This is a genomic window from Pandoraea commovens (assembly GCF_024704525.1).
Lineage (GTDB): Bacteria > Pseudomonadota > Gammaproteobacteria > Burkholderiales > Burkholderiaceae > Pandoraea > Pandoraea commovens.
Map to the genome: position 1 here is coordinate 4041286 of NZ_CP102780.1, position 22993 is coordinate 4064278.

At 60.0% G+C, this 22993-nt stretch carries 20 protein-coding genes and 1 tRNA gene; 14 read left to right on the plus strand and 7 right to left on the minus strand.

Annotated features, from left to right (window positions below; genetic code table 11):
• From NTU39_RS18250 to gloB, 6 genes are all read right to left on the minus strand, one after another.
• Positions 1 to 1833 (minus strand): ABC transporter ATP-binding protein, encoded by a 1833-nt coding sequence (locus tag NTU39_RS18250; protein ID WP_257958218.1) that lies wholly within the window; start codon positions 1831 to 1833, stop codon positions 1 to 3.
• Positions 1830 to 3665, minus strand: a complete 1836-nt coding sequence (locus NTU39_RS18255) for an asparagine synthase-related protein (RefSeq protein ID WP_257958219.1) — start codon at positions 3663 to 3665, stop codon at positions 1830 to 1832. Before NTU39_RS18255 ends, NTU39_RS18250 begins: the two co-directional genes overlap by 4 nt.
• A gap of 127 nt (positions 3666 to 3792) precedes the next feature.
• Positions 3793 to 4554 (minus strand): lasso peptide biosynthesis B2 protein, encoded by a 762-nt coding sequence (locus NTU39_RS18260; RefSeq protein ID WP_150666508.1) that lies wholly within the window; start codon positions 4552 to 4554, stop codon positions 3793 to 3795.
• The gene (locus NTU39_RS18265; protein ID WP_150666507.1) at positions 4547 to 4729 is read right to left on the minus strand and encodes a hypothetical protein; all 183 of its coding nucleotides are present in this window, start codon (positions 4727 to 4729) and stop codon (positions 4547 to 4549) included. Before NTU39_RS18265 ends, NTU39_RS18260 begins: the two co-directional genes overlap by 8 nt.
• A gap of 208 nt (positions 4730 to 4937) precedes the next feature.
• Positions 4938 to 6629: a transglycosylase SLT domain-containing protein gene (locus NTU39_RS18270; RefSeq protein ID WP_150666506.1), complete on the minus strand. Its 1692-nt coding sequence runs from the start codon at positions 6627 to 6629 to the stop codon at positions 4938 to 4940.
• Positions 6630 to 7004: 375 nt separating this feature from the next.
• Positions 7005 to 7832 carry a hydroxyacylglutathione hydrolase gene (gloB, locus tag NTU39_RS18275; RefSeq protein ID WP_257958221.1) on the minus strand — a complete coding sequence of 276 codons (828 nt, stop codon included), beginning with the start codon at positions 7830 to 7832 and terminating at the stop codon, positions 7005 to 7007.
• 14 nt (positions 7833 to 7846) lie between these two features.
• Between gloB and NTU39_RS18280 the strand changes: the two genes are divergently transcribed.
• The 14 genes from NTU39_RS18280 (at position 7847) to NTU39_RS18345 (ending at position 22009) form a co-directional block, all read left to right on the plus strand.
• Complete coding sequence (locus NTU39_RS18280; protein ID WP_150666504.1) at positions 7847 to 8713, plus strand: methyltransferase domain-containing protein; 867 nt, start codon at positions 7847 to 7849, stop codon at positions 8711 to 8713.
• An 11-nt stretch (positions 8714 to 8724) separates the two neighbouring features.
• Positions 8725 to 9171, plus strand: a complete 447-nt coding sequence (rnhA, locus tag NTU39_RS18285) for a ribonuclease HI (RefSeq protein ID WP_150666503.1) — start codon at positions 8725 to 8727, stop codon at positions 9169 to 9171.
• A gap of 105 nt (positions 9172 to 9276) precedes the next feature.
• Positions 9277 to 10017 carry a DNA polymerase III subunit epsilon gene (gene dnaQ / locus NTU39_RS18290; protein ID WP_150666502.1) on the plus strand — a complete coding sequence of 247 codons (741 nt, stop codon included), beginning with the start codon at positions 9277 to 9279 and terminating at the stop codon, positions 10015 to 10017.
• Between the two features lie 274 nt (positions 10018 to 10291).
• Positions 10292 to 10366 (plus strand) — tRNA-Val (locus NTU39_RS18295).
• A 170-nt stretch (positions 10367 to 10536) separates the two neighbouring features.
• Positions 10537 to 11823, plus strand: a complete 1287-nt coding sequence (locus NTU39_RS18300; RefSeq protein ID WP_257958222.1) for a tyrosine-type recombinase/integrase — start codon at positions 10537 to 10539, stop codon at positions 11821 to 11823.
• Positions 11824 to 12465 (plus strand): hypothetical protein, encoded by a 642-nt coding sequence (locus NTU39_RS18305; RefSeq protein WP_257958225.1) that lies wholly within the window; start codon positions 11824 to 11826, stop codon positions 12463 to 12465.
• A gap of 1094 nt (positions 12466 to 13559) precedes the next feature.
• Positions 13560 to 13733, plus strand: a complete 174-nt coding sequence (locus NTU39_RS18310) for a helix-turn-helix transcriptional regulator (protein WP_257958226.1) — start codon at positions 13560 to 13562, stop codon at positions 13731 to 13733.
• An 8-nt stretch (positions 13734 to 13741) separates the two neighbouring features.
• Positions 13742 to 14467, plus strand: coding sequence for a hypothetical protein (locus tag NTU39_RS18315; protein ID WP_257958227.1), 726 nt, complete (start codon positions 13742 to 13744; stop codon positions 14465 to 14467).
• A gap of 333 nt (positions 14468 to 14800) precedes the next feature.
• On the plus strand, positions 14801 to 14965 hold the full coding sequence (locus NTU39_RS18320; RefSeq protein ID WP_257958228.1) for an ogr/Delta-like zinc finger family protein: 165 nt from the start codon (positions 14801 to 14803) through the stop codon (positions 14963 to 14965).
• Positions 14966 to 15315: 350 nt separating this feature from the next.
• Complete coding sequence (locus tag NTU39_RS18325) at positions 15316 to 15492, plus strand: hypothetical protein (RefSeq protein WP_257958230.1); 177 nt, start codon at positions 15316 to 15318, stop codon at positions 15490 to 15492.
• Positions 15485 to 15835 (plus strand): DUF1484 family protein, encoded by a 351-nt coding sequence (locus NTU39_RS18330; protein WP_257958231.1) that lies wholly within the window; start codon positions 15485 to 15487, stop codon positions 15833 to 15835. The genes NTU39_RS18325 and NTU39_RS18330 overlap by 8 nt, the downstream gene beginning before the upstream one ends.
• Before the next feature lie 8 nt (positions 15836 to 15843).
• The gene (locus NTU39_RS18335) at positions 15844 to 18648 is read left to right on the plus strand and encodes a toprim domain-containing protein (protein ID WP_257958232.1); all 2805 of its coding nucleotides are present in this window, start codon (positions 15844 to 15846) and stop codon (positions 18646 to 18648) included.
• Positions 18649 to 19437: 789 nt separating this feature from the next.
• Positions 19438 to 20463 carry a protein kinase domain-containing protein gene (locus NTU39_RS18340; RefSeq protein ID WP_257958234.1) on the plus strand — a complete coding sequence of 342 codons (1026 nt, stop codon included), beginning with the start codon at positions 19438 to 19440 and terminating at the stop codon, positions 20461 to 20463.
• Positions 20456 to 22009 (plus strand): tetratricopeptide repeat protein, encoded by a 1554-nt coding sequence (locus NTU39_RS18345; protein ID WP_257958236.1) that lies wholly within the window; start codon positions 20456 to 20458, stop codon positions 22007 to 22009. Before NTU39_RS18340 ends, NTU39_RS18345 begins: the two co-directional genes overlap by 8 nt.
• A gap of 104 nt (positions 22010 to 22113) precedes the next feature.
• Here NTU39_RS18345 and NTU39_RS18350 read toward each other — a convergent pair whose 3' ends face one another.
• The gene (locus NTU39_RS18350; RefSeq protein ID WP_257958238.1) at positions 22114 to 22941 is read right to left on the minus strand and encodes a DUF5677 domain-containing protein; all 828 of its coding nucleotides are present in this window, start codon (positions 22939 to 22941) and stop codon (positions 22114 to 22116) included.
• Positions 22942 to 22993 lie beyond the last annotated feature (52 nt).

Genomic DNA, 22993 nt, shown 5'->3' on the forward strand with positions numbered 1-22993 from the left:
TTAGGCGAGATCCGGGACGGTGGCGGATATCGGTGGCGTGGCTGGCGCTGCTGGCGATACCGGGACTTCGGCTTGCTGGGCGTGCCACATGCGAGCGTACAGGCTGCCGTGGCGCAGCAGTGCCACGTGGTCGCCCGTTTCCACGATGCGCCCGCCCTCCATCACCACGATCCGGTCCGCCTGCCGGATAGCGGCGAGACGGTGCGCTACGACCACGCACGTCGCGCCAGCCCGTTCGTGGGAGAGTCGGGCCAGAATGCGCGCCTCGGTCAGAGCGTCGAGCGCTGCGGTCGGTTCGTCGAGCAGCAACAACGGCGGGCCGCCCCAGAGTGCGCGCGCGATGTTCACGCGCTGACGCTCCCCGCCAGACAGACCTGTGACGGACACCGCATCCGGGACTTCGGCAAGCGTCGTCACACGTTGGAATTCGTGCTGTACGCGAGCGTCCTCGGACAATCGGCCTTCGCTCAGTCCCGCGCGATAGGCGACGTTCTCGAACACTGTGCGATCGAACAGACGGCAATCCTGCGTGACGAAGCCCGTTATGCGACGCACGGCTTCGGCACGCACCGGGCACAGCCTGTGTTCATCGATGCGCACTTCGCCGCGCGACGGCAGCGTGAGACCCGCCATTAGCCGCAACAACGTCGATTTCCCTGCGCCTGAGGGACCGACGAGCGCGACATACTCGCCCGCCGCGATCCGCAGACGGATGCCGGACACGATGGGCGGTGCGTCCCCGACGGCCACGCTGACGTCGTCGAATTCGATGGTGGGTGCTTGCGATGCCGGAGACGGCGGAGGTGCCGAGGCATCAGGACGCTTGACCGATGCAGCGACCGGCCCACCCGACGAATCTCGCAGATGCTCGTCGACGCTGACCAGCGCCCTCGCCACCTGCGACACCAACGCACCGAGCATCGCCGCAGGCAACGCGAACTGAAGCAGATAGGCGTTGACCTGCACCAGTGTGCCCACCGGCTCGGCGCCGCGCGCCACGTCGCTGACCGCAAGCAACGTCATCGCCGAGACGCCCGCCGCCATGATCGCCATCTGCAATGCGCTCGTGACCTGCGCCGTCGTAGCCGTCGCCAACGCTGCGACATAGCGCGTACGCAGACGCTGCGACAAGCGACCCACTTCGGCGGGCTCCTGCGCGAACGTCTTCACGCACTCCAGCTGACTCAGCGTGTCGGCAAGTGCGCCGGTCGTGGCGCGCGAGACGTCGTTCGCCTGCGACTCTCGACGCGTCACGCGCGCGAGCGTCGGCCGCAGCGTCAGCACGTAGGCCACGACCGTCGCGCCAAGTATCACGCCGTAGAGCACGCCGAAGTTGAGCATCAGGATCACGCCCGTCGCGATCACCTGCACGGCGAGCGGCAGCAACCCGAACACCAGTCCCGTGACGATGACCGGCAGCGCCACTTCCACACGAAACAGGCAGTCGAGCACGTGCCCGGCATTGACGTCCCGCGCGCGATGCGCAGGCAGCTCGATCAGGCGCGTGAGATAGCCGAGTCCGGTGCGGCGCCGAAGGTCCTCCATCACTCGCTGGATGAGCAGATCCTTACCCCGCTCGCCGATGGCCGCCCCCGACCACAGCACGACGTACGCTATCGCGAACGGCATCGCCAGCGTGCCCGGACGCTCGCCCGCCAGCGCATCCACGGCCAGCCCCAACACCCAGGGTGCGACGAGCCGCAACGTGAGCATCAGCGCCGCCGCAAGCGTCGCGGCGGCAAGCCACAGACGGTGACGCGATGTCGCCGTCTCACGCGCCCATAGCGTGCGCAGCACGAAACACAGCGCGTTCCACCCCGCCTGTCGCGTCATGCCGTCGCCTCGTTACCGCGACCAGAGGATGCCTGTTGCCCGCGTCGTCCATCCGCTTCGGGCGCTCCCCCAACGCCGCCTGCCCCCTGCCGCCAGCCGCGCACGAACATCTCGACGGCGTACAGGCGGCGAATCGTCGTCATCGATTCGAGATGATGATGGGCAATCCGGCCGATGGCGCGACGACAGGCGTCTCGATCGATCCAGCCCGACGCCGCGCAATAGCCCTCCAGACAGACTTCCTCGACGTGCTGCAAGTTGGCGGCGACGCCCGCACCGACAACCCCCGTCATCATCCCCTTGTCACGACGCCAGAGGTTCGGCAGACCGCTGGCCAGATACGCTGCGCGACGTAGCGGCAAACGGTTGTGCATGGCGTTGAAGAGCCGGTACGTCGGCATCGCGAACCCGGCTTCGACGACCGGTTGTGTGAGGAACGGAAACGCCGTGCCGCCTGCAGCCAGCGACGGATGCACTTCGATATCGCGCAAATTACCGAGCGTGCCGAGAATCTGTGCGCGCTTGCCCGGACGCATCCTGAGCGGCCACTGCGCCAGCCATGCCTGCGCGAGCGGTTCGCCACGGCATGGCTCACCCGCGCACGCGGCGGCCGTCAACAAACCGTCTTGCAGCGCAGCCTGCGGGTTCGCATGGCGCTGACGCAGTTGTCCAAACGCCCCTCGCGCGACCGACCAAAGCGGCAAGCGCTGCATGATCGCCAGATCGCGCCATGCGCCGAGCGCACGACGCCACTGTCTGTCAGCGAAGGCATCGAGTAAGGCGCCATCGGGCGGCGGCGCGAGGAAGATGGCGTCGCCCCCGTGACCGTTGACGAGACGATGCTCGCGGTACGGCATCAGTCGCTCTCGCACGGCATCCAGTTGCGCGAGCATGCACAAGTGCATGGCCGGACGCGCGAGGCGTGGAATGTCCGTCGGCGGCGAGAACGCCGCACACGCGATATCCAGACGCTCGAACGCCATGCGCACATGCCTCGCTACACTGCCCGCGTGATGCGATTCGTCGCTCGACGGCGACGCCGGATCACAGTGATTCACCGCCGTGCACTGACCGGCGAGTCCCGACTGCGCAAGCGCAAGCGCCAGCGAGGTTGACTCCACGCCGCCCGAGAGTTCCAGCACCGCCGAGCGGTCGCCGAGACAGCGCTCCGTAGAGCGCCGTAACACGCCAAGCAGGCCTGTGCCCGACGTCATCTCATACACCTCACTCGCGCCCCCGCCCGGCTGCCATGCGGGCCACCAGACGACGCGCGTCTTCGGCGCGCCACGCTCGGGAATCCACAGAGCGTGGCCGAGCGGCAAACGCTCCACGTCGTACAGCGCACACTGCACGCCGCCCACGTCGCCGTGCACAAGGAAGGATTTGAGCGCGGTGCTATCGAACGACGGGGCGTCCCCGACAAGCGCCGCCGGATCCGACGCAACGTGCACCGCGCCGTCGCGACAGAAGCGGTAGTACGTCGGACAGTGGCCGCATGGGTCGCACAACACGAGCGTCGCGCCGCACCAGCGGTCATGCACGATGATCCGGTAGTGCCCCCAATACTGCTGCACGAAGCGCTCGGGCGATTCCAACGCCAGTCGCGCCAGCTCCAGCCCCGGCAACACTTCGCGGCCATCCTCCTTGTGAAACACACGACCGCTCACGTACCACGCAAGCAATTCGCTCTGATCGCTCACATGACGACGGTCATCGTTTGCTTCGGGACGAATCCGGGCGGCAGGCTGGCCGTCCAGCCCCCGTAATACGACGGCGCCGGGCAACGGCACGTGACGCTCGGCCGGTCCTGGTCTCAGGCGGGCAAGTTGCATGACAGGCTCCGTGTTGGATAGCGCGCCGGTAGGGGCGCAGATGAGGTTCAGGCGGCGTGTCGATGGCCTGGATGGCGTCGATGTACCGAAGCGCGAAACACGAAAACGAGACCACGCGAATGGACGATCAGACCGGCGTCTCGTAAATGACGGCGAGCTGCTCGCGACGTCGCGGGTCGTCGCCAATCACACGACCCTGCGCTTCCGCCCACGCGTGGGCGTAGAACGGCTGGCGCTGTACGCCGATCACCAGTTGCAGACGCAGTCCGTCATGCGCGCACCACAGGGCAAGCGCTGCGTACCACGGCAGGCACGGTGTGCACTGCGGATAGCACAATGCCGCGCGGTGCATCGCCGCGACGTACGGCGCGTAATCGCCGGGCAGACCGTACTGCGTGTCGCGTCGTTTCTGGGCGGCATTGATGCGCCCGATCACGCCCGCCATACGCGTCTTGCGCGTCGCTCGCTGGGCTTGCCAGAGCCAATAGCTCGCACGCATCACATCGCGAGTACGCGCGTGGCCAGCAAGATCGCCGGGCATCGCCAGCCAGGCGTCGAAGCCGAGACGAGGTGCCATGTCGCGTGTGGCGTGTCGGGGGTCGGGCATGTCCTGCTCACCGGGCGCGAGTAGCCCCTCGGCGTCGAACATGTCCTGCATCGCTGGCAGCGTCTGCGCGACCTCCTCCGGCGCGTGACGCCATCCGATCAGCCGACGCAGCGCCTGAGAGTGCGCGTACGACAGATTGAAGTAGCGATCGCGAGCGAGCTTGAGCACGACGACGTGTGCGTCCATCCCGACGATGTGAACGTCCGGTGCCAGATGACGGAAAACCGGCGCGTCCGCACACGCGCCGGTTCCGATTCGCGTCGAATCTGCCACGTCAGGCATGACCTCCGGTCACCGGCGGCAGCGTCGGGATGCAAACCGGCTTGAAGCACAGCGGCAGCACGGTGATGCCTTCGGCGTCATTGCCGAGGACACCTCGCGTGGCGTGCGTGGCATCGACCGATGCAAGCACGTCGAGTTCGGTCACTTCTTTCACGGCTCCCAGATCCTTCTTCATTTAGGACTCCTTGTTGAGTGAATACGAACGGAATCGTCCGCGTCTTCATCATAGGAAACGAGAGCCGATGCATTTATGGGAATTTTCCGAAGGCGCACGTAAACCCCGTGCAGGGACTTGCGGGTCATTGCGACGCGCAATGGCAGTGCCAAAAACAAAACGCCCGTGAGGCGAACCTCACGGGCGTCTGCGATAACGTTGCTGCGGCTTAGCGCTGCGCGGTCTTGGTGACCTTCGTCGCGGGCTTCGCCGACGACTTCGCGACGGCCTTGGCAGGTGCTTTCGCGGCGGCCTTGACGGGTGCCTTGGAGGCGACCTTAGCCGCCGGTGCGGCCTTGCTGGCGACCGCCGTCTTGGTCTGCTTGGCGGCCGGACGGTGGTCGACCACACGAATCATCTTGCCGTTCTTGCCACGCACCAGACGCGTACGCGGTGCATCGCCATCGTCCTTCGCGGCGACCGGCTCCGGTGCGGAGGCGGCGAGCACGCGCGAGGCGTCCTTCACCGGCACGTGCAGGACCAGCAGTTGGCCCGACGTCAGCGTGTCGCGACGCAGGCGGTTCCAACTCTTGATCTGCGCCACGCTCACACCACTGCGCGATGCCACGCCAGCGAGCGTGTCGTGCTTGCGGGCACGCACCATCACCTTGCGGGTGTCGGGAATATCCGGTTCGAGGGCGAGCACGGCGCTGCTCGCGACCGAGGCGCTGATGTCCTGATCGATGTCGTCCGAGCGCGGCACCAGCAGCGTCGAGCCCGCCTTCAGGCGCATGCGCGGCGCAATGTTGTTGACCGAGCGAATCACGGCTGCGTCCACGCCCAGCTTGCGCGCCACGTCTTCCGGACGCTCACGCGACGACGACGTGTACGTCGTCCAGCTCGACAGCGGCTTGTCGTAGCCCTTCAGACGACGCTGGAACACTTCGGCGCTATCGAACGGCAACAGAATCTGCGGTTGTGCAGCGCCCAGAATCACGGGCTTGCGGAACGACGGGTTGAGTGCGCGGAATTCGTCGAGCGGCAGATCGGCCAGCTTGGCAGCTAGCGCTACGTCGATGTCACGCTTGGTGGTGACGCTCACGAAATACGGGTGATTCGGAATCTCCGGCAGCTTCACGCTATAGATGTCCGGATGCGCAATGATGTTCTTGATGGCCTGGAGCTTAGGCACGTAATAGCGCGTTTCCGTGGGCATGCGCAGGCTCAGATAGTCGGTCGGCAGACCTTGTGCCTGATTGCGGTCGATGGCGCGCTGCACGTTGCCCTCGCCCCAGTTATAGGCGGCCAGTGCAAGATGCCAGTCGCCGAACATCGCGTAGAGCTTCGAAAGGTAATCGAGTGCGGCGGTCGTCGAGGCGAGCACATCGCGGCGCTCGTCCTGGAACATGTTCTGCTTGAGGTTGTACGTCTTGCCCGTGCTGGGAATGAACTGCCACATGCCTGCGGCCTTGGCCGTCGAGAGCGCTTGCGGGTTGTATGCGCTTTCCACGAACGGCAGCAGCGCGAGTTCCGTCGGCATATGACGGCGCTCAAGCTCTTCGACGATGTGGAACAGATACTTCTCGGAACGCTGAATCATGCGCTCGACATACTCGGGGCGCTGCGCGTACCACTGCGTGCGATCCTGCGCGAGGTCGGTGTCGAGGTCGGGAATGGAGAATCCGTGGCGGATGCGCGACCAGAGATCGGCGTCGTCGCTGCCGTAGGCCAGATCGTTGATCGAGTCGTTGTCCAGGTCGATGGTCTGATCGCTGGAGACGCGCTGCTTGCCTTTTGCGGTCGAAGCGACAGGCGACTTGCTCTGCGCATCGGGCGTGGAATTCGATGCACCTGTGGTCGGCGCTGTGCTGGCACACGCTGCGAGAAGCAGCGTCAGGAGCAAGCTAACGATAAGTCGCATTGATCGGGCTCGATTTGGGTTACATCTTCATGAAATTGGCAAGGATGTTAAGGAAACCCTTCAGATGCGTCAACCTTTCTGCCTAAATTTTTTGCAAAATTTACGCAGAAATGTCCCAAAAGCAAGGGTTATCCCCGAGTTTGAATTCACAAATTGTGGCTGCGACGAGACGCATTTTCGACGCGCTTCGTGACAGGGAGAACGTATACGATGCCATCGATATGACTCCGAAACTTCACACTTGGGGCGATTCGTCAGGGCGGAGCAGGCGTCGACAAACCTGTCAACGTCTGCGCCGTGACAGAGCGTATGACGCGCTGCGATGTTGACAGCGCAGCACTTGCACAGCTAGCGCCTTGCACGCCAGCCGTGAAATCAGCGAAAGGTGTCTTTCCAGCCGCGCACGGTCGCGAAGACCGCTTCGCGCGAGAGCAACGCGCGTCCCGCGTGGGCTTCGGCGGCCGCGACCACGGCCGGGGCGTCGCTGCGAAGGAAGGGATTGGTCACGCGCTCCTGGGCAATCGTCGTCGGCAGCGTCGGGCGACCGGCCGCACGCAGCGCCGTCGCTTCCCTATGCCACGCCCCGAGCGCCTCGTTATCCGGATCCACGGCGAGCGCGAAGCGGATATTCGATAACGTATATTCGTGCGCGCAGTGCACGAGCGTGGCGGGTGGCAGCGCGGCGAGCGCATCGAGCGATGCGAGCATCTGCGCGGGCGTGCCTTCGAACAATCGGCCGCAACCGCACGAGAACAACGTGTCGCCGCAGAACAGGTGCGGCGCACCCGCGGCACCGGCACCCAGGAAATAAGCGATGTGACCGGCGGTGTGGCCGGGCACGTCGATCACCTCAAGCGTCATCGCGGGCGATGCAATGTGCACCGTCTCGCCGCCGTTGTGCGGATGATCGACGCAGGCAATCGCCTCATGTGCGGGACCATGCACCGGCACGTCGAAACGTTCGAGCAACGTATCGACGCCGCCGATGTGATCGGCATGTTTGTGCGTGATGAGGATGGCGCGCAGCGTGAGGTTGCGCGATTCGAGATAGGCGAGCACCGGTGCAGCGTCGCCCGGGTCCACCACGACGGCATCTTTGCCGTTGTCGACGACCCAGAGATAATTGTCCTGGAACGCGGGAACTGGAAATACGGTCAGTGTTCCGGCTGACTGTCCACTTGCCGCATCTGCGTGCGCATCCATATATACTCGCCACCATGTCAGAACGTCCGATTATAGACTGGCCCGTCTGGCTCGTCTCACCGCCAGGCCGCTACGCGCTCGCATGGGAACAGGCCCTCTTCGACCAATGGGTCGGGGATCTGTTCGGCTATCACGCGTTGCAGTTGGGCCGTCCCGAGCTCGATACGCTACGCGAAAACCGCATGCCCTACCGGGGCCTCATCCTGCCCGCCGCGCGTGGCCCGGAGGCCCCGCCGCTCATGACCAAAGCCGCCAGCGACACGACCGGATGCGCGCCATCCGGCACGCCCGGAGGCGCGAGCGCGGAGATGGTTGCACGCGACATCCTCGTGAGCCGCTTCGACGAACTGCCGATCGCCACGGCCAGCACAGATCTTGTGGTGCTGCCGCACGTACTCGAATTTGCCGAGAATCCTCACGACATCCTGCGCGAGGTCGAACGCATTCTCGTGCCGGAAGGTCAGGTCATCATTACCGGCTTCAACAACCTGAGTCTCTGGGGCGCACGGGAGGAACTGGGCCGACTCGCCGGCGCGCCGTTCCTGCCGCCGGGGGCCGATCTGATTGCATTCACCCGCCTGAAGGACTGGCTCAAGCTGCTGTCGTTTGATATCGACCGCGGCCGCTTCGGGTGTTATCGTCCGCCGCTTCGTGGCGACCACTGGTTGCAACGCTTCGAATTCATGGAGCCTGCGGGCGACCGCTGGTGGCCGATCTTCGGCGCGCTGTATGCCGTGCGTGCGGTCAAGCGCGTCAAGGGCATGCGTTTGGTCGGCAAAGTCCGCAAGCGTATACTCGGCCTCCAGCCAGCGGCGGCACCGGTTGCCACACCGAATACCACGCATCGCCAACTGGCGGAAACGACCGAAGCGTCCGATTGATTGTTTGAGAGATGACCTTGCCGCAAGTTGAGATCTATACCGACGGCGCCTGTAAAGGCAATCCCGGCCCCGGCGGCTGGGGCGCCCTGCTCGTCGCGGGCAAGCACCGCAAGGAAATGTTCGGCGGTGAACCCAACACCACGAACAACCGCATGGAGCTTCTCGCCGTCATCCGCGCGCTCGAAGCCCTGAACAAGCCCTGTCAGGTTGTGCTTCATACAGACTCGCAATATGTCCAGAAAGGCATCAGCGAATGGATTCACGGCTGGAAGGCGCGTGGCTGGAAGACGGCCGCGAAGGAACCGGTGAAGAACGCCGACCTCTGGCAGGAGCTGGACGCCGTCTCGCAGAAGCACGACATCGACTGGCGCTGGGTGAAGGGCCATGCGGGGCACGACGGTAACGAAGCCGCCGACCAGTTGGCCAATCGCGGCGTCGAGAGCCTGCGCCGCGGGTAAGCGAGTAAGCCCTTCGCATCATCCGCGCACTGCGTGAGGACGTTGTCATTTGCAACGGCCGGCAATGCGCCAATTCCGAAAGCACACGAAACACGACCGAACATCATGCGACAACTGATCCTCGATACCGAAACCACCGGCCTGAACGCCAAGACGGGCGACCGTCTGCTGGAAATCGGTTGCGTCGAACTGGTCAATCGGCGCCTGACCGGCAACAACCTGCACTTCTATATCAACCCCGAGCGCGACAGCGATCCGGGTGCACTGGCGGTGCACGGCCTCACGACCGAATTCCTCTCCGACAAACCCAAGTTCGCCGAGATTGCCGAGCAGTTGCGCGAGTACTGTCGCGACGCCGAGATCATCATTCACAACGCGGCGTTCGACCTGGGTTTTCTCGACATGGAGTTCGGCCGCCTTGGCTGGCCGCCGTTCATGCAGAACTGCTCGGGGTTGATCGACACGCTGATGCGTGCGCGCGAAATGTTCCCGGGACGACGCAACTCGCTCGATGCGCTTTGCGAACGACTCGGCGTGAACAACGCGCACCGTACGTTGCACGGCGCATTGCTCGATGCGGAACTGCTCGCGGACGTTTATCTCGCGATGACGCGCGGTCAGGAAAGCCTTGTCATCGACGACAGCGAGGGTGACGACAGCAGCGACGGCGTGCCGCGCGAGAAGATTTCGTTGCGTCAGTTCGATCTGCCGGTGATCCTCGCAGCCAGCGAAGAAGTGGAGTTGCACGATGGCGTACTCAACGGCATCGACAAGGGCATGAAGGGGACGTGTGTGTGGCGCAAAGAACCGACGCCGCCGGAAGGCGAAGCACCGGCGGCGCCCTGATTGCACGATCTTTTGGCGAATGCGGCGAGCCTCGCGAAAAAATCGCACAAAGCCCTTCCCAAACGAAGAAAACGTCCCTATAATCGCTGTCTTTGCTGCTTGCGAGTCATCGCAAGAAACGACGTGAAGTGATCGAGAGATATCATCACGACGGCAGCAAAACAGAACAAAAGAAAGGTTGCAGACTTCTACGAAAACAGTTAAAGTTCTGCTCCTGATTGCGAAAGAAGAACTTCAGCAATCGACACTAAGTCATTGATTTAGTTAATGATTTGGGTGGTTAGCTCAGCGGTAGAGCACTGCCTTCACACGGCAGGGGTCACAGGTTCAATCCCTGTACCACCCACCAGATAAGTGGCAATCGATTCCTATCGATGCCCATGAAACCCCGGCGCCGAAAGGCTTCCGGGGTTTTTTATTGCCATCTTTGCCCATCGTTTCCCGTCAAGAACCAGGCGGTTTAAGGGTACGGTTTCGGGTATGGGGTATAGTTTTGAGGGTTCGCATACCCTAAAAACAATGCCCAAACGAATTCTCCCCCTCTCAGATCTCCAGTGCCGCCAGGCCAAATACACCGCCGACGGCGGTAATCGCCTTCGTGACGGCGGCGGCCTGTACCTAGAGGTCCTCCCGAGCGGCGCAAAGAAGTGGCGCATGAAATATCAGAAGCCGGGGACAAAATCCGAAAACCTCCTGACGTTTGGCGATTACCCGGCGGTGACGTTGTCTACAGCTCGCGAAAAGCGGGAAGAAGCCAAAGGACTCCTCGCCACTGGCACCGATCCGGCACTGTCGCGAGACATTGCTCGTGCCGCACAAGCAGCAGCAAATCGGAACACGTTTAAGGCGGTAGCCGAAGACTGGTTCGACCATCGACGGGACACCTGGAGCGCCACATACGCACAGAAGACGCGGCAGTTGCTCGAGCGCGACCTCTTGCCGGATCTCGGCCCTCATCCGATATCGACCATCAGCCCTGCATTCGTTCTGGGTGTAGCGCGCAAGATAGAGGCACGCGGAGCTTATGAGATGCCTCGGCGGGCGCTCGTGGCAATCAGCCAGATCTTCCAGTTTGCTATCGGTACTGGCCGCGCAACTTCAGACGCTTCCGTCGGCATGGCGTCACAACTCAAGCCACGGCCGCCAGTAAAGCATTATCCCCACGTCGGCACCGACCAGCTCCCTGACCTATTGCAGCGCATCGACCTCTACCAGGGTCGTCCAGAAACGATTGCAGCCGTGAAGCTGGCCGTCCTAACCTTCATTCGCGGAGGAGAACTCCGGTTCGCCGAATGGAGGGAATTCGATATCGCCAATGCGGAATGGCATGTGCCGTCTGGTCGCATGAAGGGACGCCTTTGGCACAAACTATCCGGAACACCTCACGTGGTTCCTCTCGCACGCCAGACGATTTCGTTGCTCGAGGACCTCAAGCAGCATACCGGTCACTTCGCCCTTCTTTTCCCCGGAGCCGTGAGCAAGCTAAAGCCAGTGACCGGGGAAGCGATGAATCAGGTGTTCCATACGATTGGTTTCAAGGGACAGCAGACGGTTCATGGCCTACGCGGCCTCGCCTCGACGCTGCTCAACGAATCCGGAGAGTTTGACCCGCGAGTCATAGAGGCGCAGTTGTCTCACAAGGAAACCAATCAAACCATTGCTGCCTACAACCACGCGAAGTACATGCCAGAGCGCCGACGTGTCATGCAGTGGTGGGCAGATTTCATAGATGCGTCACGTATCACCGAAAGTTTAAGTCATCCTACGGCCGCGCCCCGACAACCAATTTCCGCACGTCACGAATAAATGGATCAACTGCTGCCCCTCTCCGTCTCGCAACTCGAAACGGCAATTGGAAGCCAAACCGACGAACTCGCTCGCTTGCTCAAGGAAATTTTCGACCTCGACGTCAATAGCGATGAATGCTCACATATTGTGATGTGCTCTCGAGCTCCAATTCTCTCAGGTGGGTTCGGGTTGCAAACCCCCGTAACAATTGAAAGAGATCTGGCACTAACCCGTTTTCTCGAGAACCTTCCGATCCAAAGTGGGCAGAACAAGGAAATCCTTGAGAAGCTTGCTTGGGCCCACTTTTGCCTCGCCCTCGCATGGGATTCCTGGGAAAAGGGCATTCCTGACGCGGCGATAGAAAATCTTGTTACCGCGAGCCTCGCGATCGGCTGGGTGCACGCGCGATACGAACAACGCGAAAATGGACGGAGCATTGCGCGCTCCGGTGGCTCCAAGACTGGCGAGAAATACGCCGAGATTAGGCTGCACGCTCTTCGCGTCTGGTCTAACGAGGTCAGTCCGAACCTGTCAGCCGCCCGCGCGGCCGAGATATTGAGAAACAAAGGAATCGCCCTGTCCCACGATACTCTGACCCGCTTGATCAGTTCCGCGAAGAAGAATCCAACAACAATCCCCTCCGAGACACCATCCCCGTAGTCGCGCGACCCCAAAGGGGCACACGAGCGAAAGTAATTTATCTGTGCCCTACCAAGCCGTACACGGCCCTGGCTAGATGCTGCCCGACTCGCACCTAGCCCCCTCCCTCCACAAAACTAGCGCTACACCATACGCTTCGGCCATCGCAACTGATTTGCCTATCGTTGGCATTCGATTCACACAGATGGCTAGCACCTCATCCAAATCGACGTCTCCCGCCAATTCCTCGCTGGAGATGCGACAACACCGAATGGATCTCAACTCACTACCATCGATAGGTAGAGGACGTTGGTCCGACATCGCGCCGTTCGTCGGAATATGCCGCGAGAAGTGGCGTCAGTTGGTGATAGCGGGCCATGCCCCGCAGCCAATTCGCCTCACAGAGCGCTGCACTTTGTACGACTTCAGCCAGGTGCACACCTGGATCGCCGACCCGCTCAACTACCGAGCCAGTGCGGCCACTCACGACACTCCGACCAGGCGACGCAGAAGTGCATGAGCTTGGCGCACGAAAGCGCACAGGTCTCATGCCCCCCGAAATGCCCTTCCGCACCAATGCTGGTGGGCCTTGGCGGTCAGCGCAGAGGTGCATAAAAAGTGTTGTATCAAGCGGGCAGGCGTGGCGGGGTCATGACTGCGCGCGCAGGGGTTTAGGGGCCGCTAGGTACAACGACGATTGCCTCGCCAAACTGCCCTGCGCGTCACGTGTCGGCCTGCGACGCCGCACTCGACTCTGCCCCCCCTCGCTTTCGCCCAGGCCGCTGTAGCGCCCATATCGCGTTTCCACGTACAGGAGATGTCGCATGTCGGAAGTATTTGCCGCTCGCAAACCGCCGCCCCACCGCTCATTTCGTTGTGCAGGCGGCGTATACAACATCAGGCGGTTGAGCATCTCACGTCCACCGTCCGACACTGGGATTGCTCCGAGCAGTACCGAGCGCCATTGAGCGCCAGCGAGCAATACCGAGCTTAGTCGCTCACCCCCAACCCGACGAGGAAAACCGATGTCACGTTCGCACGCAGGGACGTCCAGCAATCGCGAAACACCCGGCATCCGCTTGAGCCATGCAGGGCAATCCGAGCCCGAACGATTCATGCGACTGCCCGAAGTCATGGCCGTGTGCGGCCTGCCGATGTCCACCGTTTATGACGGTGTTCGTCGCGGCGACTTTCCAAAGCCGGTACCACTGACCGGCAAGAACGTCGCCTGGCTCGCTAGTGAAATTCGCGATTGGATGGAGGCCCGCATCGCGGCGCGCCAACTTTGAGAACCGATATGAATACCGAACACTCCCCCGCCATCAAAGCGGTAATTGCCAAACATGCCGAAGCGCGCATCACGTTCGAGAAATTGCGAGACGACGCCGACCGACTTGCCGCAGAACTCGAAACTCACCTGAAGGCGGCTTCAGCCGCTGATGCAGATGCTAATGCAGCTCGAGAGTCAGTGAAGGCACTGATCCGCGATGGCAACCCGTCAACAAAGAAAATGCACGAACTGAAGGCCCAAGAGCGTGCCGCGTACACGCTTGCAGAGGACTACCGCTCGATAGCTGCAGAAGTCGAGGCCTTGTTTGCATTGGCGAGGGCGAAAGCTGGCGACGCGAAAAAAATTGAGCGAGGGTGCTTCGCCGACATCGTCGCGTCACGCCGTGACGAGCAACTCGCGGCACTGCCCGAAAATTTGCAGCCCGTGATTCAGGCGATGGCACTAGTCGAACGCCGTATGCATCTGGACGGTCCCGCGGCACCGTGGGCCATGACCGGGTTTGTCTCGCTAAAAGAAGCGATGCTTCGCGAGGTCTTCAGTGTCATCGAAAGCACCTATGACGCAACAGCCGATGACGCAAAGCAAGACTGCGTCGTTGATGCCGTAGTTCGTCCGACAGGGCGCGAACGATACGACCCCATGTCGCCAAGCATGAGATCTCGGATCGAGAAAGAGAACCAGCTCGCCGTAGCTAACGATGCCCGCGCTGCAGGCACACAAGGAGGACGATGACATGATTCACGATTGCCCGAAATGCCGTGCCGAAACGCCTGCGGAGTCGTTCCGCGCACACCACAACGCAGCAGCAGAAGCCACGTTTCAATGCATTAACGGATCGTGTCGACATCGCTTTTCTGTTCCGTTGGGACGACGGTCTGATCGCGTGGAGATCTTCACGAGTGAAGGTGAGCAGGTTTACCGCATCGCCACCGATTGCTAGGCCGAATGCTCGGCGAGTATGCCGCGCAAATTGAAAGGCGTTTCCGACGGAGCATCACAATGAAATTGGTCTGCCCACACTGCGATTCGCGAGCGCTAATCCGCTCGAGCCGACCGCTGTCCCGCATGACTCGCGAGTTGTACTGCGCGTGCACGAAGATTGAATGCGGGCACACCTTTATGAGCCTGGTGGAGGTTGTTCGGACCTTGTCGCCCAGCGGCACGCCTAACCCCGAGATTGCGAAGCAATTGGCCGGTAGATCGGTCGCTTCGGAATCGACGGGCATCTGAAATCGAGTGGCCCTCCCGCTGGATCGATGGGTCACTCGCCCGCCCATATGAACTTGCGAGCCGCCGCGCCCGCTTGACTTTGATGTAAAGATGACCAACAATTCTCTTGCTACCGAGACAACGGTGGCCGGGCGTCGAAACCCGAAATACTCCAAGGCGGACAGCCGCGTCGCGGCATTTTTTTCGTCCGTTGCGTTCGCGCACGCCTATCTCTTCTATGGCGGGCCGGGCGGGGCAGCCTTCGGGCTGGCCGGTTTCCTTGGGTACCGGTTTTCGACCCCCGCTGTCGGGCCCGCCACCCCTCACGTCGAAATGAGCGGCGGGCCTCCAACTACCCCAAGGAGCCCGCAATGGCTAATGCCTTCGCTCGTCAAGAGCAATCCGCCCTCACTGAAATCCTGTCCATCGCTCGCACCGCATTGCGCGCGGCCGTCAACGCACCGACAGATGATGCGTCGCTCGACGCCGCCGGTGATGTGCTCGTCGCAATTGCCCGTGTTGTCGAAACGGAGGTTCGCCATGGCTAAGTCGATGCCCGCCGACTTCGCGTGCCACCTCGCTTTGGACCTCCATCGCCGCAAGCTCAACGATCTGCGCTGGCTCCTCTCCGATGGTCGTAAACGCTCGATCCAGGCGGCTCATGAGATTCAGTCCGAGTTGGTGACGATGGGTAAAGGGTTCGAGGCGACGCTTCAACAGACCGTCATCGACCTCTACACCGTCAGCTCCGGGCTAGAGACATTTCTCAAGCTGCTTTACCTCGCCGGTGCAGATCGCAAGCCGATCGATCCCGATGGACTGCACGCGTTACTCGCCCCGCTCAAGCGCCAGTTGGACGAGTCGTTCCACGATATTTCGACAATGCTTTGAGGCGAGCCATGCACCACACGAACAACAACGCAATGGCGACTTGGTTTCGCGACGTTAAGCGTAGAGTCGACATCAACGAGCTGGCCGAAAAACTCGGACTTCGCCGCGACGGCGACAAGGGCAATTACCACAGCCCGCATCACGACGACCGCAATGCGTCTGTCTCGATCTTCGATGACGGTCACGCATTCAAAGATTGGTCGGCGGATCGCGGCGGTAGCTGCATCGACTTTCTCATGCACTTCGCCCCCGGCGTCGAGTCGGTCATGGACGCCGCGAAACTGCTCAGTGAAATGCAGGGCATACCGCTGCCGAAATCGTGTGAGCCGATGCCCACCGCGCTCGAGAGCAAGGAGGAGTACATCGCCAAGGGGGTCTTGGCCGCGCCAGATCCGGTCGTGGAATATCTAACCGGTAGAGGCATTGACGAATCGGTGATTCGGAGAGCGATCAAATGCGGCAGCCTCGGCTGGAACACGTGGCACAACAAGAGCGTGCCGCCCGGAGAAAAAAGCTACGGTGGCCTCGCTGCCGCATTTGTCGTGCGCGCACTCGACACATCGCGCGTTATGGCCGTCGATATGCGTTATGCAGATCCGGCGCTCAATGGCGGAGTCAAGACACAATGCCACGGTGCCAAGCTTGGTTACGGCTGGACCAGTGATCCCGCGCGGCTCAGGCGAGCCGACACCGTATACATCGTTGAGAGCCCTATCAATGCGTTGTCGGTGGAGTGTTGTGCTCTGCCCGGAAGCTTCGCAGCATTCGCCGTGCGCGGCACCGGCAACGTCGAGAAAATCGATTGGTCATTCCTCAAGAACAAGCGGCATGTGCGCATCGCACTTGACCATACTGACGCGATGAATGAGCGGACTGGCAGGCGCGCGGGCCTCACGGCAGCGTGGCACTTGTCGGATACGCTCACCGCGATGGACATCGGCTCGCTATTTGTCGACATGCAGGACTGGGAAGACGGTGAAGACATCAATGATGTGCTCAAGCAGCACGGGGCCGGAGCGCTATCGACACGGCTCCGCTCGCTCGAAGAATGGATGATTCCCGGTATGCCAGGAGGAGGTAAGCGCCTCGAAGGCACGCGCCGCATCTTCCTTCCGTCGCACGATTTCCAGGTCTACTGGCGCTTTCGCGTCGAAGACGATTTCACCCATTACGTTCGCAAGTGGAAAGACGCGGACGAAGAAGAAAACCCAAGCGACCGGAGTGAGGAAAAGGTGGACTTGTGCTCGTTTCGCGTCGCTGGCATTTCTCGCCTGCGCATTCAGAGCCACTTAGCCACGATCAACGGCACGCCCGACAACCAACCCGAGACCGTATTCGGTATCAGTGCACAGGTCCCGCGCCACGGTTCAACATTGCAGCGCCAGGTTGTCGGTAATGACAAGCTCTACAACCTGGAATGGTGGCGCAGCCAGTTCGGCGCGATCTGGTTACCCGCGCAGTTCAGTCGCATGGTCAACATCTTCGAGCGCACGGCAGACTTGCAGGCGCGCGACGTGGTGAACTTTGTCGGCCTCGCCTGGCGCGATGGCCAACTCGCCGCGATGCAGGGCGGTGACTGCTATTTTGTCGAACCGCAAAAGCAATGCCTATATGCGAACATGATCTTCCCGCGAGGAACGGCGCACAACGCCCGCGAAGTCATCCGGGCATACCAAAAGACGTTCAAGGGCAACGCGGCCGCTACGGCCCTCGTATGGGCACTCGGCGCACATCTCAAGGCGGTGCTGGGTTTCTACCCGCATTTGCAGATGCAAGCTGAGAAAGGCTCCGGCAAATCCAAGCTGCTGGAAAGCCTACAAACGACGCTGGCGTTCCAGGTGCTATCGGGCCAGATGCTCAAGACGGATCACCGCCGCCGTGCATCGGTATCGTGGACATCACATCCGGTCGGCTGGGACGAGTTCTCCAAGTTGCCCAAGTCCATCCTGACCGATATCGACGGCTTGCTGCAATCGACCTACCGTTTCGAGTTCACACGGGTCGGCAGCTCGCTGACTCCGTACCTGATGTGTGCACCGGTGCTTCTGGCCGGGGAAGAGGTCGACGTCGAGAGCCTGCAATCCAAGTTGTGCCGCACATCGCTGTCGGTGGCAAAACAAGGGGACATGATTCCGCACAATCTGCCCCAATTCCCGGTCTGGGAGTGGTTACAGTTCCTGGCCAGGCTCGATCCGGCACGCATTCGAGATTTGCACGCCACGTATGTTGCGCAAGCTCAGCAACGGAGCCGGGCCGAGAAAGGAGATGCGACGGCGCGGCGCATGGTCGAAAACTATGCGGCCGTCATGACGGCGTGGGGCTTGCTCAGCGAATTCGCGGATCTCGATGTTGATGAGGGTTACTTTGTCGAGGATCTCGTCGCCGAGATGAACGCGCACCTGGCCGACACGAACGGCACCCGCCTGCCTTGGGTCTGGATTATGGAAATCCTGTTGTCGGAGCTCGAAGCGAAGCGGTTTGAGCATCCGTTTGCGTGGGACGAAATCTTGATTGACGGTAAGCGCGAACTAGCCCTATTCCTGCGTCCTAATCACGTCATGGATCACCTGTCGACAGCTCCGCACCTGCGGGCCAAGTTCGACGGGCTGCCAATCAAAACCGGGCGGGTCTTCAAGCAGCAGCTTCTCCAGTCCGGCGTTGTGCCGGTGTGCGGCGGCAAACCGATGGACGACGTGGAGCGGCGCATCAGCGGGCGCAGACATGCTCATCTGACGGCCATTCGCCTTTCAAAGCTCGAACAGCTCGGCCTATATGCGTCGCCCGACGTTCCCGCCAGCTACGGCAACGCTTGAGCCAGATCGGCGTTCCCTAGTCCGCCCGCTCGCTTCAGTACACCCCTCTCCGCCCTTCCTCACTAGGCACCGCCAGTCCGGCGGTGCCTTGCCGCCTTGGCGCACCGAACACGCATTGCCACCCAAGCATCGGCAACGGCCGAAGGCTGCCGCGTGCGCCACTGCCTCCCCTTCACAAAGGAACTGGCAGATTGGAAACCCCTTTTGCCTGATCTCCTCGCTTCACCTACATACGCACGTGGGCGAGGGCCGCCCCTTGGCACGTCATTGGGTAGCAGGCAGCGAGAAAAAAGCCGTGGTTCCGCGGCAATCACTCGTAACCCCTTGAATTTACTAGAACTGGCTGCCACAGTTTTATCCAAAAATGCCACGGTTTTGAGTGATTCCGCCACACCCTGCGTCCTCGCCGCCGCCCCTTCATTTTCTTCTTTTCTTTTTTAAATCAAAGAGAAAGAGAAGAAGAGCAGAGAAAATAAGAGCTTGACACGTGCCACTGTTTTGACGAGTTGCCTATTTTTTGGGCCACGGAATTCTTGCCGCGCCACACCCAAAACCGTGGCATTTTGTTGATAGCTAAGCCTTTGATTTTATTGAAATCGCGCGCGCATATTCGGGGCATACCACGGAACCACGGCTTATTTGTCCAGTGTGCCCCCCCTGACATCAAAGGCACCGCAGTAGCCTGAGTCTTGACGGAGCGCCTGAAGCAATTGATATTTATGCGACAAACGAGTTAGACATCACACGGTACAACCCAAAAATCTTAGAAACTCGAATAGGGGGACGGTCATGCTTGACCTTACGGGGAAAACCACGCCAGGTGGTTGGGCAATCGGAGAAAGAGCCAAGTTTTCCGAAGATCACACCGGAGGCCATTTCTCAGATTGCTACTATGTGGAAAAGGATGGTAAGCAAGCCTTTCTCAAGGCGCTAGATATAGAGAAGTTTCCTGTAAGCCAGCTTATGGGCCTCCTCGCGGGATTCGCCCATGAAAGTGAACTCGTGCAACTGTGCAAGGAGAAGCGTCTGGGCCGCGTCGTTGAAGTTCTAGAGGCCGGAGAGATTGAGCGCGGGCCCGAGGTTATTCAAGTCCTTCGACAGGTTCCTTTCTTGGTGTTCGAACTGGCCGACGGCGACATTCGTGGAACCGTAGACGTAACAACGCAGGTTTCCGATCAATGGAAATTTTACGTTCTCCATCAGACAACACTCGCATTGCTCCAACTGCACAGCCAGGCTATTGCTCACCAAGACTTGAAGCCGTCGAACGTCCTACGGTTCCAGGGCAACAAATTGAAACTGGCAGATCTCGGGCGCTCCTCTTTGCGAGGAAAAGTAGCCCCTCACGATAATTTCGCTATCGCTGGTGCGACTAATTATGCCCCCTTCGAGCAACGATATGGCCACACATCAAGTGATTGGGTAGAGCGAAGATTAAGCACGGACGTATTTCATCTGGGATGCCTTGTCGTCTTCACCTTTACGAACATCTGTTTTCCAGAGTTCGTAATGCAACGCGTCGCACTCCCATATCGACCAGGCAACTGGGGGAACTCATACGTGGAAGTTATGCCTCACATTCAAGCGTCGTTTGCGGTCGCATTAGACGATCTGTCTGGGGACTTCCCCTCGCAATTTCGTAATGAACTGGCCGAAATCGTACGTGACCTGTGCTCGCCGGACCCGAGCCTTAGAGGGCGCTCGAACGGCGGCACCACTCCCCAAAGTGGATTACTGTGGCTGCAAAGATATGCGTCACGCTTTGATCGATTAGAAAAGACTGCGAGCGTACGACGCCCGAACAAACATGCATAACCGTCCAGAGGCTCGACGTGTAGTACCCCGGTGGCGCACGTCTATTGTCACCGCTCAAACGGATGAAGCCAAGACAAGTCCGTCTGCCATTCGCCGTGACCTGAGCGCGGAAGTAGCCCGAAAAGAAAGTGAGTTTATCTCCGACGGCTCTGTACCCATCGCCTCGGAGCTAATGTTTCTAGCAAGTGAAGCGGGCTTAGCGGATGTGGCAAGAAAAGCCGCAAACGTGATCATCGCGAACGAAGCCAAGATCGGCGGTCGGCAACTTATTAGAACGGCTAAAAAAATCTTAGGAACCGACGACGAAGAGCGCGTCCAGGCGTCCAGTGCGGACTTCGTCAAAGAGGCGAGGAAGCACCTTCTTGCAAACTACCGTAACCCGGTGTTACTGATGGATGTAGCACGCGCACTAACAGTTGAACAACACGAAAAATCTGCGCTGAGATACGTCCGAGCGGCGGTAGCGATGGCACCGCAGTCTAGATTTGTCGTTCGTGCAGCTGCGCGGTATTACCTCCACATCGGCGAGCATGAAATCGCGCATGACTTGCTTCGCGGCTCCCCCCTATTGAAATCGGACCCGTGGGTGCAGGCGTCAGAAATTGCAGTCGCTACAGTGCGAGGACGCACTTCAAGCCTAGTAAAACAGAATGTTCGGAGATTATTGGATGAGAAGCGAATTGGCGCGGATCAAAGCGAACTAGCAAGCGCGTTAGCCACGGTAGAATATCTGAACGGTGGCGATAAAAGAGCGAAACAGCTGTTTCAAAAAGCCCTCATCCACCCCAACGACAATAGCCTCGCGCAGGCCGAGTGGGCGGCATCAAAGTTACGATTGATTGTCAATGACGACGCTCTCCGCACCCCACTTTCTTACGAAGCCAATAGCCATAATGCCTACAGGAAGCTCCAAATTGAAGAGGCCATTTCCCACGCGCTAGCTTGGGTAGATGATGAGCCTTTTGGTTCTCGTTCTCACGACGCATTGTGCTACTTGTACAGCATAGATGGTCAGTATGAGCGAGCCCAAAAGGCTGTCGAAGCGGCCATCAAGGTGGACGGAAAAGCGAGTTTTCACCTCCGCCTAAACCTCCTATTCGCCAAGATTCAGAATGGCGATCTTGATGATGCCTTCGATGAATTAATGATTTTGGCACGGCTTCCTGAGTCTCGTACTCACTCGACACAGTTGCTCGCAAACGCTGGCGCGCTGGCTTATGCAGCCGGAGAGTTTGAGTACGCCCGCGACTATTACGAACGAAGTATTCGTATCGCCAAGGCGAAAAACCTTCCCGACATTGAAGCGTTGGCGCGCGCGTTTTACGCTCGATGCGCAACCATTGCTGGCGACCCCAACGCATCGACAATTGTGTCTGAGTCGGCCTCTAAGGTGCAGCAGTTACCCAGTGCCGGAGCGATCTACGTCGTGCGATCCCTGGTCGGTGACGGTGTACGAAGCCGGTTGGATGCGACAGCATCGCAACGTGTGCGAAAGAGGCAGTGGACGTGGGACATGGCCAGCAACACGCTCAATTCTGTGGAGTGACGGCGTTCGCCGCACGATCGCTACAGTTCCCCTGGGGGTTTGAAGAAGAGTTCCACGCCTCCGGTATCTGAATTGTCGACTGTCAAAGTCAAAGGACTGGACCACTACATCCCTCGCCGCCCGTAATAGGTAGCTCTCGCGTTTGTTGCGGCGGCATCCATATCGGTCGCCTCCGTAACTGAACTTACTACTCGAATTAAAGATTCGAGCGAATAGGAAACAAGTTTCATCATATGGCGAAGCTCTTTCCGCCTAAATTTCCCAATGTCCTCCTTGGAGCGAAGCGGCCGCCCAACCTCCATTGCCCCCCACGAAAACAACGCACCAAACAACGTTCCGTGCGCAATTTCGGAGGCATTTCGGTAGATTAGCAAACCGAATGCTAGCCCACGTGTCTTGCTCTCTCCAAATTTCAAAAAAATCGCATCCAAACGCTGCTGAACATTCTCCGGCGTCCAAGACGTTATTTCGCGACCAGATTTTGAAGTGAACTCTCTCAGCCAAGCTTGGTTCGTTGGCTGACTCAAGAACTGCTCGGTTCCTTCTGGCTCAAATTCAAATATGAGGGTCCCAGCGATCCTTATCGCGCGCTTGAGATTGCGAAGTGATTTTTGTCGTGCGTGAGAAAAGGCGAGCTTCCCTAGCGGAACCGGATCCACCAACAAGAAGCACACGTTGACAGCGGTCTCGTATATCACCCTAGATAGCACGTAGGAATCACGCAATCTCTGACGTCGCACCAACATCGCCAAGGACTCGATAGACTCGTCAATGGAATCTAAGAGCGGGTACAAAGGAGCTGGGGTGTTTAGATCCCCCTCGCTGATGCTTCGCTTCGTTTGCTTCACGAGAGCGGCGACTTGATCAAACCAATCCCATTCGGGCCACTCATGGATGGGCGGATCACGCTCTAGTTCTTCTACGTTGTGCATATGTTCGACGCTTACTAGCCGACGTATGAATGTTGTGGTCACCCAGATGCAA

Excerpts from the sequence above, each read along its gene's own strand:
- NTU39_RS18250 (WP_257958218.1), bottom strand. The coding sequence starts at position 1,833 with ATGACGCGACAGGCGGGGTGGAACGCGCTGTGTTTCGTGCTGCGCACG.
- NTU39_RS18255 (WP_257958219.1), bottom strand. The coding sequence starts at position 3,665 with ATGCAACTTGCCCGCCTGAGACCAGGACCGGCCGAGCGTCACGTGCCG.
- NTU39_RS18260 (WP_150666508.1), bottom strand. The coding sequence starts at position 4,554 with ATGCCTGACGTGGCAGATTCGACGCGAATCGGAACCGGCGCGTGTGCG.
- NTU39_RS18265 (WP_150666507.1), bottom strand. The coding sequence starts at position 4,729 with ATGAAGAAGGATCTGGGAGCCGTGAAAGAAGTGACCGAACTCGACGTG.
- NTU39_RS18270 (WP_150666506.1), bottom strand. The coding sequence starts at position 6,629 with ATGCGACTTATCGTTAGCTTGCTCCTGACGCTGCTTCTCGCAGCGTGT.
- gloB (WP_257958221.1), bottom strand. The coding sequence starts at position 7,832 with ATGGATGCGCACGCAGATGCGGCAAGTGGACAGTCAGCCGGAACACTG.
- NTU39_RS18280 (WP_150666504.1), top strand. The coding sequence starts at position 7,847 with ATGTCAGAACGTCCGATTATAGACTGGCCCGTCTGGCTCGTCTCACCG.
- rnhA (WP_150666503.1), top strand. The coding sequence starts at position 8,725 with ATGACCTTGCCGCAAGTTGAGATCTATACCGACGGCGCCTGTAAAGGC.
- dnaQ (WP_150666502.1), top strand. The coding sequence starts at position 9,277 with ATGCGACAACTGATCCTCGATACCGAAACCACCGGCCTGAACGCCAAG.
- NTU39_RS18300 (WP_257958222.1), top strand. The coding sequence starts at position 10,537 with ATGCCCAAACGAATTCTCCCCCTCTCAGATCTCCAGTGCCGCCAGGCC.
- NTU39_RS18305 (WP_257958225.1), top strand. The coding sequence starts at position 11,824 with ATGGATCAACTGCTGCCCCTCTCCGTCTCGCAACTCGAAACGGCAATT.
- NTU39_RS18310 (WP_257958226.1), top strand. The coding sequence starts at position 13,560 with ATGCGACTGCCCGAAGTCATGGCCGTGTGCGGCCTGCCGATGTCCACC.
- NTU39_RS18315 (WP_257958227.1), top strand. The coding sequence starts at position 13,742 with ATGAATACCGAACACTCCCCCGCCATCAAAGCGGTAATTGCCAAACAT.
- NTU39_RS18320 (WP_257958228.1), top strand. The coding sequence starts at position 14,801 with ATGACTCGCGAGTTGTACTGCGCGTGCACGAAGATTGAATGCGGGCAC.
- NTU39_RS18325 (WP_257958230.1), top strand. The coding sequence starts at position 15,316 with ATGGCTAATGCCTTCGCTCGTCAAGAGCAATCCGCCCTCACTGAAATC.
- NTU39_RS18330 (WP_257958231.1), top strand. The coding sequence starts at position 15,485 with ATGGCTAAGTCGATGCCCGCCGACTTCGCGTGCCACCTCGCTTTGGAC.
- NTU39_RS18335 (WP_257958232.1), top strand. The coding sequence starts at position 15,844 with ATGCACCACACGAACAACAACGCAATGGCGACTTGGTTTCGCGACGTT.
- NTU39_RS18340 (WP_257958234.1), top strand. The coding sequence starts at position 19,438 with ATGCTTGACCTTACGGGGAAAACCACGCCAGGTGGTTGGGCAATCGGA.
- NTU39_RS18345 (WP_257958236.1), top strand. The coding sequence starts at position 20,456 with ATGCATAACCGTCCAGAGGCTCGACGTGTAGTACCCCGGTGGCGCACG.
- NTU39_RS18350 (WP_257958238.1), bottom strand. The coding sequence starts at position 22,941 with ATGCACAACGTAGAAGAACTAGAGCGTGATCCGCCCATCCATGAGTGG.